This is a genomic window from Pseudomonas sp. R151218B TE3479, assembly GCF_053629195.1.
Genome location: NZ_JBRJHV010000001.1, coordinates 5,842,493 through 5,855,913, shown reverse-complemented (window position 1 = coordinate 5,855,913; position 13,421 = coordinate 5,842,493). Strand labels below are relative to the sequence as shown.

Below are 13,421 nucleotides of genomic sequence, written 5' to 3'. Positions count from 1 at the left end.
CTTGAGCACGGAGCATTGCGATGACCCCAGCTGAACCGGTTACAGGTTTGATTCTTTCCGGCGGTGGGGCTCGGGCGGCGTATCAAGTGGGGGTATTGGCGGCGATTGCCGAATTGCTGCCCGACGGCGCGGATAACCCGTTTCCGGTGATCGTCGGCACCTCGGCCGGAGCGATCAACGCGGTCAGCCTGGCCAGCGGGGCGATGGATTTCAAGACCGCCATCGAACGGCTGACGGCGTTCTGGCAAGCGGTGCGCAGCCATCAGGTCATGCGCAGCGACTGGCGCGGCGTGCTGGCCCAGGCGACGCGCTTCATCACCCACAGCTTGTTGGGCCTGGGGGCCAAGTTGCCCGTGGCGCTGATCGACAGTTCGCCATTGCGGGAACTGCTCCAGGCCCAGTTCCATGCCTCGGGTATCGAGCTGGCCATCGCCGAGCAGCAACTGCGGGCGGTGGCGGTGACGGCATTCGGTTATGAATCCGGCCAGGCCGTCACTTTCTACCAGGGGCGCGGCACCATCGATGCCTGGCTGCGCCACCGCCGCATCGGTGTGCCGACGCAGTTGTCAGTGGAGCATCTGCTGGCCAGCTCGGCGATTCCGCTCTTGTTCGCGCCGGTCAAGATCGGTCCGCAATACTTTGGCGACGGCGCGGTGCGGCAATCGGCGCCCATCAGCCCGGCCTTGCACCTGGGGGCCAATCGCGTGCTGGTGATCGGCGTCAGTGGCAACCCCCGTGGCGCCGGTGGGCAGGATCCTTCCGAGCGCAGTTACACCGGCCTGCAACCGACCCTGGCGCAGATCGGCGGCCATATGCTCAACAGCACCTTCATCGACAGCCTGGAAAGTGACATCGAGTTGCTTCAACGCTTGAACGGTTTCAGCCACCTGCTGCCCGACGATGTACCGGCCCATGCCCTGGGCGCGGCGCCAGTGGAGGTATTGGTGATTTCGCCAAGCCAGCCCATCGATGAAATCGCCGCTCGCCACCGTCAGGAACTGCCCCGTGCGTTGCGGGTGTTCTTGCGTGGGCCGGGCGCGACCAAGACGAGTGGCGCGGGGGTGTTGAGCTACCTGTTGTTCGAGGCGGGGTATTGCCGCGAGCTGATCGAGTTGGGGCGCCAGGATGCACTGGCGCAGCGCGAGGCGTTGAGCCGGTTCCTGGGGTTGGCTCAGGGATGAGTCCATCTCGAGCCCCTGTGGGAGCGGGCTTGCTCGCGAAAGCGGTGGATCAGCTTGCACTGATATTGAATGTTCAGTCGCCTTCGCGAGCAAGCCCGCTCCCACAGGGGGGGCCTGAGACTGAGTCAGATCAGAAATGGTACTTGAGCAAGAAGCTGGTGTTGCTCTGGTTGGTCTTGAACCCTTCGCTGTCTTCGATCCCGTATTTGTTCTTCCAGTAGTCATACTCCACGCCCACATACAGCTGCTTGGCGCCAAGCTTCAAGGCCTTGCCCAGGTCATATTTGATCTGCGGGTTGATGTGCAGGTTGGCGTGGTAAGTGCCCTTGTCGTTGGTGTCGTTGTCCACCACCCAGTCGATGAAACCGTCGATCAGGATGTCGGAAGAGCCCACCGGTACGGTGTAGGCCCAGGCCGGAGTGATCTGCCAGACGTTGTCGCCGGCGCGCGGGCCTTCGGTCTGGCGGTTGTAGAAGTTCAGCTGGAAGTAGTCGAAGCCGGGAATGGCCAGGTCGAAGCCTGGACCGATCAGGTAGGACTCGTTGTCGCCTTCACCGAACTCATAGGTCATGGCCAGCAGTACATCCTTGATCGGGCCCAGTTCCAGCTTCTGGTCGAAGATCTTGCCGAACGACAGGCGCGGGCTGAACTCGCCGTAGTAGGTATTCGGGCCGGACTGGCTGTCGTCTTGGCCGTTGTAGAAGATCCGGTCGAGGAAGAAGAAGTTGTCCCCGTACTTCCAGGCATCGGCGTGTTCGAAGGTCACGGTCTGCTGGATACGCGGATTGACCTGGAAATCCTTGCCATACAGGTAGGTCAGGCTGTTGTTCTGCCATTGCAACAGGTCGTCGGCCATCGCCTGGCCTGCGACCAGCAAGGATCCTGCGAGTATCAGGCTGGTGCACGTACGTTTCATTCGGTTTGCTCCCAAAGGTAAGTGGTACCGCAATTTTTTTAAGGTCAGCGCTCTGGTGTGGCGCCTTTTCCCATGGATGAAAAAAACATCCGTTCGGTCAGCTTTTTGAGCGTGGCGAATGCTGATAGCAAGCGCTGAGCCAAGTCCGGGAAAAACCGGAAATGGCGTGCCCTGCGGTTTTTTGATCAGTCGGAAAAGCTGTTTTCAGGGGCGCGTCATGTCCGCCAACGCCGCAACAAGTTGGCGGTCTGGTCAGGATCGGAAGGGATTTTGTTGTAGGCCTGCCTCAAACGGCCGCGCAGGATACGGGCTTGCCTTGAAGGGCTCAAGTGCCCTGCAACAGCGCATGGGCGGCGAATTTGGGGCGTGATGGCGGGGGTTGGTCATCGGGTGCTTTCCTCTTGTTTTTATTGTTGAGGCGCAGGCAGTCGCTGACGGGGGACCGGTGGTGTGCCGGTCGACCTGTCAGCGGTATGACGATTAACGGTGTTGGCGCGCGTGGCTCAGTTGGTGCGCGCGCCCTGGTTGATCCACGCGCCGATCAGGTCGCGTTCCTGCTGGGTCATCTGCGTGATGTTGCCCAACGGCATGATCTGGCTGGTCACGGCTTGGGCCTGGATGCGCGCGGCCTGTTGCTGGATCTGCTGCGGCGTGTCGAACATCACCCCGCCCGGCGCGGCGCTGAACAGCGGGCTGGTGGGCTTGGCCGAGTGGCAGACCGAGCAGCGTTCCTGGATCACGCTGTGGACCTTCTCGAACGAGGGGCCCTGGGCGTTGGCGGCCTGAGTGGGTGCCGGTGCGGCCGGGGCGGTCGCCGGTTTCGCGCCGCCACCCACTGCCGTTTCCGGCAACGGTTGGTACTCGATCACGCGGGGCGCCTTGGCCACGTCCGGTGCGCTGGGCATCGGTTTGGGACCCGTGACATAAGCCAGGCAGATCATCGCCAGGGCGCCGACCGGCAGCGTCCAGGCAAACCGGTTGCTGTCATGGCGCGTGTTGAAGTAATGCCGCACCAACACCGCCGCCACGGCGATACCGGCCAGTATCAACCAGTTGTATTGGCTGCCGTAAGTGCTCGGGAAGTGGTTGCTGATCATGATGAACAGCACCGGCAGGGTGAAGTAGTTGTTGTGACGCGAGCGCAGCAGGCCTTTGGCCGGCAACGCAGGATCGGGCGTGCGGTTCTCGGCGATCGCCGCCACCAGCGCGCGCTGGGCCGGCATGATGATGCGGAACACGTTGCCCACCATGATCGTCCCGATGACCGCTCCGACATGCAGGTAGGCACCGCGACCGCTGAACACCTTGCTGAACCCGTAGGCCGCGGCGATCAACAGCACGAACAGGATCAGGCCGAGCAAGGCAGGGCGCTTGCCCAGGGCCGAGTCGCAGAGAAAGGAATAGACGAACCAGCCGACGAACAACGAGCCGATACCCAAGGCGACGCCTTCGGGGCCGCTCAGGCCGCTGCCGGGGGCCAGCAAGTAGACGGTCGGGTTCCAATAGAACACCACGCACAGCAAGGCGATGCCCGACATCCAGGTGAAGTAGGCTTCCCATTTGAACCAGTGCAGGTTGTCCGGCATGGACGGTGGCGCGAGTTTGTATTTTTCCAGGTGGTAGATGCCGCCACCGTGGATCGCCCACAGGTCACCGGCCAGGCCGCTCCTGGGGTTGACGCGATTGAGGTTGTTTTCCAGCCAGACGAAGTAGAACGACGCGCCGATCCAGGCCACGCCAGTGATCATGTGAACCCAGCGCACGCTCAGGTTCAGCCATTCCAGCATATGTGCTTCCACAGTCTTTACCTCTCGCCCGTCACGCTTGTCTGCGCGTGATCGGACCTTCTCTTATTGGTGGGGGGCGAGGATCAAACACTCATCCTCTTTGAAAAAATGCTCATCGCAGTTATTGCCTGTGCCACTGCGATCAACCACCAGGAAGTCATCCCGCTTTTCGATCGTCAGCACCGGGTGGTGCCAGACGCCGCGATGGTAATTAATGCCCTGCCTGCCGTTGGTGACGAAGGCGCGGACCAAGCCTGATACAGGTGCATCGCCAAGTGGCGCGACCACGATCAGAAAGGGGTTGCCGAGCAGCGGAATGAAGGCCTGGCTGCCCAGCGGATGGCGCTCCAGCATGCGTACGGTCAACGGCATGTCCAGCGCGTCGGCGCGGAAGATGCTGATGATCGCCTGATCGTCCGGCGAGGCGGTTTGCACCGTCGCCAGGCGATGGAAGCGCATGGTCGAACCGTTGTTGATCATGAAGTGATCGCTGCCGTCGGTTTCGATCACGTCACCGAACGGGGCGAAGGCTTCTTTGGTCAACGGTTCGATCTTGAGTGTGCGCATGCTGGTCTTCTTACCTTGAATTCTGTGTTGTTTGTTGTGCCGCCATCGCGAGCAAGCTCGCTCCCACAGGGGAATGCATTTCAAATGTGGGAGCGAGCTTGCTCGCGATTTGGGTTCACCCTTATTTCGATACCTTGCCCAACACCCGCAGGCGACTCACGCCACCATCGGGGAACACATTGAGGCGGATGTGGGTGATCGGCCCCAGGGCCTTGATCTGCTCGGCGAAGGTGTGTTCGGCGTGCATCTCCAGCTTCTGGCTCGGCAGCAGTTCGCGCCAGAACAGCGATTGGGTTTCGATCTGGCTGTCGGTGCCACCCTTGACGAACGCGCCCTGGATCGAGCAGCTGTCGGGGTAGTTGCCCTTGAAGTGCAGGGTGTCGACGATGACTTTCTCGACCTCGCCGGCATGGCCCAGGGCGACGATGACCCAGTCATTGCCCGGGGTGCGACGACGGGCGGTTTCCCAGCCATCGCCCATGTTCACGCCACGACCCGGGTTGAGGATATTGCTCATGCGGCCGAAGTGCTCGTCGGAGCAGGCCAGGGCGCGGCCACCATTGAGGGCGGCGGCCAGGTCGATCTGTTCGTTGTCGCCCACGGCCGACCAGTCGCGGTACGGAATGCCGTAGACCCGCAACCGGGCCACGCCGCCATCGGGATAGATGTTGAAGCGCAGGTGGCTGAAGGCCTGGTCGTTGCTGATTTGGTGGTAGTGGTGGCTGTTGCCTTGCAGCTCGACGGCCGACAGCACTTCAGTCCACTGGGTGTTTTCGTCCGGCTCGCCTTCGGTCAGGAAGCAGGCTTCCAAGGAGGCCGACGGTGGGTAGTTGCCGGTGAAGAATGAGGTGTCGATGTCCACGCCCTTGATCGAGCCCGCCACACCCAGGCGGATCACCGCGCTGTCGTAGCCTTCGAAGCGCTTGCGCCGCGATTCCCAGCCGTCCATCCACTTGCCGTTATCATCGAACACGCCCTCCTTCCACACGGCCGGGGTCGGCTGGAACAGGCGGTTGGCGTCGGCGAACCAGTCATCGGTGACCGAGATGATCTTGGTGCCCAGGCGGGCGTCGGCCAGGTTGACGAACTTCTCGAAAGGTACGGCGTAAGCTTTCATTCTTCTTGTCTGCCTTTAAATAAGTTGGCTGGGGATGCTTGCAGGTTCCAGGGTTCAGGACTGCTCGCTAAAGGGTCAGTAATCGGAACAACGCGATCTTGTTGATCTCTGCCAGCGCGCATTTGAATTCGGCGTCTGCCGAATGATGGATGCGCGTTTCGAACGCCGCGAGGATCTGGTGCCGGTTGCTTCCTTTTACCGCCATGATGAAGGGAAACTTGAACTTGGCCTTGTAGGCGTCGTTCAGCTCGGTGAAGCGTTGAAACTCTTCGGCCGTGCATTGGTGAATACCGGCGCCGGCCTGTTCGTTCGTGCTGGCTTCGGTCAGTTGGCCCTGGACGGCGGCTTTGCCGGCCAGGTCCGGGTGAGCGTTGATCAGCGCCAGTTGGCTGGCGTGATCGGCGCTCAACAGGATGTCGCTCATGCGCTGGTGCAGGGTCTCGATCTCGTCGATCGAGGGATCCTGGCCCAGGTCAAACGCCTTTTCGGCGACCCAGGGCGAGTGTTCGTAGATATCGGCAAAAGCCCGGACGAAGGCTTCACGGCTCAAGGTGGAAGGTTTGAGGGTCTGGAAGGCGGTCATTTCGAGGCTCCTGGATTCGAAGCCCCTTGGTACGGGTGGGCCTGCTGCCAGTGGCGGGCGATGTCGACACGACGGCTGAACCAGACGTGTTCATGGCCTTTGACGTATTCGAGGAAGCGCTTGAGGGATGCCAGACGTGCAGGGCGGCCGATCAGCCGGCAATGCAGCCCGATGGAGAGCATCTTCGGCGCCTCGGCACCTTCGGCATACAGCACGTCGAAAGCGTCCTTGAGGTATTGGAAAAAGTCGTCGCCCTTGTTGAAACCCTGCACCTGGGTGAAACGCATGTCGTTGGTGTCGAGGGTGTAGGGGATCACCAGGTGCGGCTTGCCGTTCGGGGTGTTCGGTTCCCAGTAGGGCAGGTCGTCGTCGTAGGTGTCGCTGTCATAGAGGAAACCGCCTTCCTCCATCACCAACCGGCGGGTGTTCGGGCCGGTGCGGCCGGTGTACCAGCCCAGCGGACGCTCGCCAGTGATTTCGGTGAGGATGCGGATCGCTTCGAGCATGTGCTCGCGCTCCTGGGCCTCATCCATGTATTGGTAATCGATCCAGCGATAGCCGTGGCTGCAGATTTCATGACCGGCGGCGACCATGGCGCGAATCACGTCCGGATGACGCTGGGCGGCCATGGCGACGGCGAAAATGGTCAGTGGGATATCGAATTCCTTGAACAGCTTGAGCACCCGCCAGACACCGGCACGGCTGCCATACTCGTACAGCGATTCCATGCTCATGTTGCGCTCGCCCTGCAGCGGTTGCGCGGCGACCATCTCCGAGAGGAACGCTTCGGATTCCTTGTCGCCATGCAGGACGTTACGCTCGCCACCTTCTTCGTAGTTGAGCACGAAGGACAGGGCGATGCGGGCGTTGCCCGGCCACTGGGGATGGGGAGGGTTATTGCCGTAACCGATCAGGTCGCGTGGGTAGTCAGCGCTCACTGCAGTCTTCCTTCTTGTTCGAACCATGTGGGTGGCGCCCTGATGATGAAAATATAGGCTGGCGTCACGACGATGGAATGATTGTATACAACTTTATGTGCGATTTGTAAGCCTGATTTTCTGCATTTTTCACCGCGGCCCCTGGCTAGTCTACACTGCAAGAAACCTGCCCACTTGGTCAATGAATGGTCAGGAGGATCTTGTTTTCATTTGGTTTGCTTGAGGCTGAGGCCGGCGCGCCGTCGCGCAGTCCATGAACGGAATGTTTATTTTTTATTGTGTACAATTTTCTTTTAAAGTGTCTTAATTCTCTCATCGCCGTGGCGTTTCGTGCTCCGAAACGGTGCGGCCTGTCTTTCAACTGATCAGGAGGCGTCGTGCCGGGCTGCCCCGCAGCGAGGCGCGCACAAGCAATGGGACGTTTGACTACTCACGTTTTGGATGCTGCACATGGCTGCCCGGGCAGCGCGATCAAGATCGAGTTGTACCGGGTGGAGGGCTCGCAATTGCAGCTGGTCGCCAGCGCGCAGACCAACAGCGATGGCCGCTGCGATGCACCGTTGCTGCAAGGGGACGACTACCGTTCGGGCGTCTATCAGTTGCAATTTCACGCTGGCGATTACTACCGCGCCCGTGGCGTCCAACTGCCCGATCCGGCGTTCCTGGATGTGGTGGTGCTGCGCTTCGGTATTTCGGCCGAGCAGGAGCATTATCACGTGCCCCTGCTGATTTCGCCTTACGCCTATTCCACCTATCGAGGCAGCTGATCCCCCAAGCAGCTGCCTCTCCTGGAAGCGACTGCGCATGGCGCTTCTTTGGTTTTTCGCCCGCTCACACTGCGGGCTTTTTTTTGCCGCCAGCCTACAGCCTGGCGTTGTCATCCCGAATGATAAAGACAGTGTCCGCGTAACCAGGCCGGATCTGTGAACCGCCCTTTAGCCAGATGATTTTGCCGGCCTGATGGGCGTCCTTGACCGCTTGTGCGGCAGCGTCGCCGACCTGGGTCTCCAGGTTGATGCCGGTGGTGTTGGGATTCATGTGGGTGGGCAGGGAGAGTTTCGGCATGCGAGTGCGATGCAGGCTCATGAAAAATACATACTCATGCCCGGTGCGCCGAAACACCAGCGCCGGAAAGCTATTGAAACTGTTGGGCTCCATGACCGTGTAGCCATTACGCGTCAGGATGCCGGCCATGAAGCGCTTGAGGTCCATCGGCGAGTAGGTCGACATGAAGAAATTCCACTCTCGCGGGAACCGTAGGGGGTCGAAATCCAGCCGATCCAGCCTCCCCGTCGAGGTGGAAATGGGCAGGTCTATCGAACGCGAAGCGCTCGTGATCCCTGAAGAGGTCGGGAGCACGGGCAGCATCAGCAAGGGGTCGGTCCATTGCGGATGGGGCGAGGGAACGGCGTTTTTCCAGCTATGGAAAATCTGCCTCAGTGCGGTCAGGCCCGCAGCGTCGGCGATCGAGGAGCTGTTCGCGAGTTCGAACTGCCTTCTGGCGATATTTTCCAGGGTGACTGTGGTGACCTCGGGAAACACTTCCCTGACATAAGCCGTCAGCGGTTTCTCGAAGGGAAGCCTGGCATCGATCTCCCAATGGTTGTCCGGCGGCACGCGGATTACGCTTCGGGGCTGCTCGTCCGGGGTATGCCTGAGGATGGCCTCCAGCAGGTCAAAATCATAGGCGGGATGGCCAGGTTGCTGGATGTAGGCAATGGGGTAGTCCCGTGCGTCGACACGTGTCACCCGCTTATAGTGAACGTCGCCGATGGTGATGAAGGCCGGCAGGGTGAGCTTTGGCTCGACCCCCCATTCCTTGCGAAAAACCGGGGTGGTTTCCACTGCGACTTCGCTGGAGGGTGGCGCCGTGCGCTGGCGCTTGGGCGCGGGCCCTTCCAGAGGATCATCGTCCGGCACGTTGTAGCGGGTAATGGTGAGCGTGGCGTCGCTGCCGTGGGAAACCTGCCGCCACAGCAGGCTGCCTTCGACTTGTTCCAGGCGGGGGCCGGACGCAACGAGCTCAGCGCTTGAGCGCGCCCGGTAGTTTTGGTCGGCATCGCGCCCCAATAGCACCGTCCCACCTTCGGCAAGTTTGACGTAAGTCCGGGTCCTGAATGTCTGGATCCCGGAGGTCGGGTCCGGGGCCGACAGCATGGGGATCAGCTCGGGGGAAAGGTAATAGTTGTCCAGCGATAGCGAGGCGGGCACATGGGCGATGGCGGCCTGGGAGGTGAGTTCCGCTACCTGGACCACCGTGGGCTGGGCGTCAGCGGCTTCGGTTTGTCGCCCAGGCAACGAGCCGGACGACGAATCGCTGCCATCGACCCTGATGGGGCTCCTGGGCAAGCTTTCGGGTGTGGTATCGCGACTGCCGTGGGGCGTATCGGGAGGCGAAGTTGGAACGTTGGGGCGGGTGTTTTTTCTGGGGCTCATTGACGTTTGCGCTCTTGAATTTGAAAAGTATGGACAATGAATACGTCGTCGCCCGTCGTGTGGATTGACGGGCAACGCGCTGGAAGATGTTCTTGGAAAATCAACGGGCGGGTGCAGTACATATGTATTGCGTCTGCAAGAGACGTTCGCAGCCGCTCGTCAGGGCTAGCTCTGTCTGGAGACGATCTCGCCTGGGGAGAGCAGCCAGCGCCAATGAGGAAGTTCCAGGCCAAAAGTCGGGCTCAGCGCGATGGCCTGCGCAAGCATCAGTGACTTGTTCAACGTCGTGCCTTCGGCCCATTTCACGCACTGTTCGCGCAACAAGCGCAGCGTCTCGTCATCCAGGGGTGGGTTCTGGCTGAGCCCTTCGCGAGCCAGGTCCTGATAAAGGCTGAGATGGTGATCGCACAAGTTGGTTTTTCTTAGCCTCGTTGCGGCGATGGCCCGGGATTCATCGGTATCGAGGGTCCACCGGCGCGCCTTGAGGTGATAACTCAGTGAGCCAGGCGAGCCATCTTTGAGCGCCATGTTGGATACCCTCAGTTGTGCCGATGCTAACCGTGACAATTCCGGGGGCAGGGCGGCTTCGGGATCGACCGGGGGCGAAAAATACCGGCCGTCCAGTGCCGTTACATAGACGCGCTCGAACAGGCTGTCGACTGCATGGACGACCCCCTGGGCCGTGATGACGCGTATCTGGTCGACGAGGTCGTCCTCTGCATAGGCGGGTAGATGAAGGATCGTCGTGCCTATCTGCAGCAGGTTATTGGCCAGTTTGATCTCGACCTCCCCGAGGCGGGTGGCGTCGAGTTCCCAAGTGGATGCCTGGGGCAGTCGGGGATTGGCGCCGGCCAGCGCGCCTGGCGTGGTCAGCCGTAGTGTCATGCCCGGGCTCAGGTGGACAAGGTACGTGGAGCCTTGGCCTGTCAGCACTTCGATACCGGTCTGCTCAACGGCTGGCGTGAGCATCGCGCAAGTGGCCTGGCTGCCCATGGGATGGGGCTTCTTATCCAGGGGCTGGAGAAACGCGTAGTGCTTTCTGGTCGGCGTGAGTGAAAGGGGGGCTTGTGTCTTCCATTGCACCGGATCCTTGTCGATGAATCCCTTATCCAGCAACCGCGCGGGGTCGGGGGTGGGGATGGCCAGGCGGTAGGAGGCGCCGTCGCGCATGATCAGGATAAACGTGTGCTGCGAATCCAATGCGGAAAACGCACGTCGCCCGGTGGTCTTTGTCCGCGCGCTGTAGCGCTCATCGGAACGGGCCAGGTTGTTCAGGACGACACGGCGACTGCCAAAATCCAGGGTGAGACCGCACTCACCATATTTCACCGTGTCCCCTCCGTCTTCCTGGATGACATAGGCGTTGTAGTGAGCTTCGACCCGGGTCAGTTCGCTATGGGCATAGTCCAGGTGAAGCGTGGTGCAATACTCACTTTTCTGTCTCACCTTGAGCGTGGTGAATTCAATCAACCGGGAAACGTAGTAGCTCGTGTCCTTATCGTGGGCCACCCAGCGCTCGCTTCGGTCATTGAGGATGGCCGGGTTCCGGGGGATGCCGTGTTGCACCATGATCGCTTCAATGACGAGGGGGCTGTCGTGCTCCAGCGTCTCCGGCATGTCTGGCACCCAGTGGAAGCCGTCCTTTGTCGTGAAGGTCAGGCGGGTGTTCTGTAATGCTCTTGGATAGTCCGTATCGGCATAGACATTGTTGAGGGTGACTTTGCGTGATTCCCAGTCATTGCCATCGAAGCACGACGTGATCACCAGATTGCCCTGCTCGATCACCCAGCTTTCAATCAGGTCAGCGCGCCAGTCCAGGGAAATGACGCTGCTGCCCATGCCGTCCTCGGTGATCGATACGTGGCCGGGTTTATGGGCGATGACGTAGGCATCGTCCCCGGGCCCGCCGTCGGCGTTGCGGTTGTTGCCGCCGAGAATGAATATCCGGTCGTCTCCCGCGCCGGCCTCGATGAGATCGTTGCCCCGGGACTTGATGATGTTCGCGCCGGCGCTGCCCTTGATGACATGGGTGCCGCCCTCAAGGATTTCCACATGTTCGATGCCTTCAAGAAGCGCGTGTCGATACTGTCCGCTTTCGGTCTTGGGAGCTTCCTGAGTGATGATGGACGCCTGCCCTGCCTCCAGGTCGATGTGATAACCCAGTCGCGGCACCTGGCCATGGCCGGGATTGCCGGCCAGTATCAACGTGTCGTTACCCGAGTCACCGACCAGCCGGTTCGGCGCAGGTACTTCGTCACCTGGGGCAATGGATGTCGAGCCTTCGAAAACGAATACATCGTCTTTCGCGCCGCCCCTCAGCCGCTTGACGCCTGACCCGTAGTGGAAAACGTTCGGCTTGTTTTCAACCCCGAAAACCGTGTCATTGCCGCCGCCGATATACCAACGGATGCCTTTGTGCTCCGCCGCCGCTTCGATGACTGCGCCAGGCGTTTCGAGCGTGACGCCTTGGCGGGCATCAATCCAGTCATCGCTGTCCTTGATTTTCGGGCGCGTGTTCGTTGCCTGATACTTTTCGCCGGTCCACCAGTTCCAGGTGTTGTAGGTCACTCGCTCGAGTTCCACGGTGAATCGACCGTTCACGATCGCCTCGGTGCTGTCTTTCAACGGCCCCTTGAGCAAGTTCAAGGCGTTGGCACGCAGTTGCCTGGTGTGTTCGGCGGTCGCCTTGGCGAGGGTGTAGCGCTCCTGGATATCGTCGTCAGGGCTGATTGTCCAGAAGGCGAACCAACCCGTTCGCAGGCGCTCGTGGGCACTGAGGGTTATGTAGTCGTCGATCTCATCGACCTGGCGAATCGCCCCCCAGACCTGTGACCCGACCACCAGGATAAGCCCGGCGGCAAGGCCCACCGGACCGGCTGAACTGAAGCCCGCCAGTGCGGCCAAGCCGATGGTCAGGGTCATGGCGGCGCTGGTGACGCTCAAGGCGGCGCTGACGTAATGATCGGTGGCCGCTTTGCCACTCGCGTTGGCGGCGGCCTTGAAAGCGTCAACTGCAGAGACGATATCGAAAGGCAGGGTCAACACGCTGGCAATCAGCCCACTCCCCCGGGCCAGTCGAGTCGCGAAGGTGGTTTTCGCGAAATCCCCCAGGGAGCGCTGACCGGCCCGGATCATTTGCGTGGCTTGTCGGGTCACCAGCGCTTCGACGCCCAAGGAAGCCACTTCGGCGGCCACGCTGGCGCCGTTGAACAGGGTCTGGTAGTCGTCCTTGTTGCGGATGGCGTCTTGCAGGCCGCGCAGGCCGCTGTAGATTCCGAAGGCCTGGAGTCCCAGGCCGGTGGGGATGAGGATCTGGCTCTTGGTCTTGTTTACCCAGTTCAGTGAAGTCTGGGCAAACTGATGAGGGTCGAGGCCCTGTGCAGACTTCAGGAGTTTTTCCAGGATATTGTGATAACTGCCCGCTTCAGTCTGTACTGCAAGGTTGGCTCTTAATAATGGGCGCGCAGAGCGTGAGCGTTGGCTGGCTATTTCAAAAAGCAATGTCGGCAGGCGGTAGTCGTTTGCATCGGCGGTCAGTTTTATATGAGTTTCGACATCCGCTGCATTGAACTGCAGTGAGTCCAGGAAAAAACGACTGGCGATGCGAAAGAAACTGTTTTCACCGTTCAATACCTGACCGTCAGTGGTTGCACCCAGTGCATTCAGGGCGGAGCGGGTCACGGCTACGGAGCCGATCTGGAGCGGACCGTAAAGTTTGTCGACGACTTCGAGTTGGGCTTGCCGGTGCTTGTGTTCCGGATTGAGTTGCGATTGATCGGCGACTTTGAAGTCGAGCGTCTCGATCGTATGCTCATTGGCCTGAAAGACAATATCGCTAATGACGACACCCCGGTCGTCAGTAGCGGAAGAGGGCGCTATAAGTTGGGCCATTGTGA

10 protein-coding genes are annotated in these 13,421 nt (G+C 60.5%); 2 read left to right on the top strand and 8 right to left on the bottom strand.

Translation table 11 applies throughout. The features are described from left to right. The first annotated feature begins 20 nt into the window (after positions 1 to 20). Complete coding sequence (locus AB7M32_RS25440; RefSeq protein WP_072406521.1) at positions 21 to 1,181, top strand: patatin-like phospholipase family protein; 1,161 nt, start codon at positions 21 to 23, stop codon at positions 1,179 to 1,181. Between the two features lie 130 nt (positions 1,182 to 1,311). Here the strand turns inward: AB7M32_RS25440 and AB7M32_RS25435 are convergent, their stop codons facing one another. From AB7M32_RS25435 to puuE, 6 genes are all read right to left on the bottom strand, one after another. Beyond that, a complete protein-coding gene (locus AB7M32_RS25435) occupies positions 1,312 to 2,097 on the bottom strand; it encodes an outer membrane protein OmpK (protein WP_454251758.1) in 786 nt (261 codons plus the stop codon). Between the two features lie 503 nt (positions 2,098 to 2,600). Next, a complete protein-coding gene (locus AB7M32_RS25430) occupies positions 2,601 to 3,896 on the bottom strand; it encodes a urate hydroxylase PuuD (protein WP_454251757.1) in 1,296 nt (431 codons plus the stop codon). Between the two features lie 51 nt (positions 3,897 to 3,947). Further along, positions 3,948 to 4,451, bottom strand: coding sequence for an ureidoglycolate lyase (locus tag AB7M32_RS25425; RefSeq protein ID WP_454251756.1), 504 nt, complete (start codon positions 4,449 to 4,451; stop codon positions 3,948 to 3,950). 121 nt (positions 4,452 to 4,572) lie between these two features. Beyond that, positions 4,573 to 5,568, bottom strand: a complete 996-nt coding sequence (gene alc, locus AB7M32_RS25420; protein ID WP_454251755.1) for an allantoicase — start codon at positions 5,566 to 5,568, stop codon at positions 4,573 to 4,575. Between the two features lie 67 nt (positions 5,569 to 5,635). Next, positions 5,636 to 6,151, bottom strand: a complete 516-nt coding sequence (gene uraD, locus AB7M32_RS25415; protein WP_072406513.1) for a 2-oxo-4-hydroxy-4-carboxy-5-ureidoimidazoline decarboxylase — start codon at positions 6,149 to 6,151, stop codon at positions 5,636 to 5,638. Continuing rightward, positions 6,148 to 7,089 carry an allantoinase PuuE gene (gene puuE / locus AB7M32_RS25410; RefSeq protein ID WP_454251754.1) on the bottom strand — a complete coding sequence of 314 codons (942 nt, stop codon included), beginning with the start codon at positions 7,087 to 7,089 and terminating at the stop codon, positions 6,148 to 6,150. Before puuE ends, uraD begins: the two co-directional genes overlap by 4 nt. Before the next feature lie 413 nt (positions 7,090 to 7,502). Between puuE and uraH the strand changes: the two genes are divergently transcribed. Beyond that, a complete protein-coding gene (gene uraH / locus AB7M32_RS25405) occupies positions 7,503 to 7,856 on the top strand; it encodes a hydroxyisourate hydrolase (RefSeq protein ID WP_072406509.1) in 354 nt (117 codons plus the stop codon). 94 nt (positions 7,857 to 7,950) lie between these two features. Here uraH and AB7M32_RS25400 read toward each other — a convergent pair whose 3' ends face one another. Together AB7M32_RS25400 and AB7M32_RS25395 are read right to left on the bottom strand one after the other, a co-directional pair. Beyond that, a complete protein-coding gene (locus AB7M32_RS25400) occupies positions 7,951 to 9,525 on the bottom strand; it encodes a hypothetical protein (protein WP_454251753.1) in 1,575 nt (524 codons plus the stop codon). A gap of 165 nt (positions 9,526 to 9,690) precedes the next feature. Further along, on the bottom strand, positions 9,691 to 13,416 hold the full coding sequence (locus AB7M32_RS25395) for a calcium-binding protein (RefSeq protein ID WP_454251752.1): 3,726 nt from the start codon (positions 13,414 to 13,416) through the stop codon (positions 9,691 to 9,693). Positions 13,417 to 13,421: the final 5 nt, after the last annotated feature.

Coding starts and splice junctions, on each gene's coding strand:
- AB7M32_RS25440 (WP_072406521.1), top strand. CDS start 21: ATGACCCCAGCTGAACCGGTTACAGGTTTGATTCTTTCCGGCGGTGGG.
- AB7M32_RS25435 (WP_454251758.1), bottom strand. CDS start 2,097: ATGAAACGTACGTGCACCAGCCTGATACTCGCAGGATCCTTGCTGGTC.
- AB7M32_RS25425 (WP_454251756.1), bottom strand. CDS start 4,451: ATGCGCACACTCAAGATCGAACCGTTGACCAAAGAAGCCTTCGCCCCG.
- alc (WP_454251755.1), bottom strand. CDS start 5,568: ATGAAAGCTTACGCCGTACCTTTCGAGAAGTTCGTCAACCTGGCCGAC.
- uraD (WP_072406513.1), bottom strand. CDS start 6,151: ATGACCGCCTTCCAGACCCTCAAACCTTCCACCTTGAGCCGTGAAGCC.
- uraH (WP_072406509.1), top strand. CDS start 7,503: ATGGGACGTTTGACTACTCACGTTTTGGATGCTGCACATGGCTGCCCG.
- AB7M32_RS25400 (WP_454251753.1), bottom strand. CDS start 9,525: ATGAGCCCCAGAAAAAACACCCGCCCCAACGTTCCAACTTCGCCTCCC.
- AB7M32_RS25395 (WP_454251752.1), bottom strand. CDS start 13,416: ATGGCCCAACTTATAGCGCCCTCTTCCGCTACTGACGACCGGGGTGTC.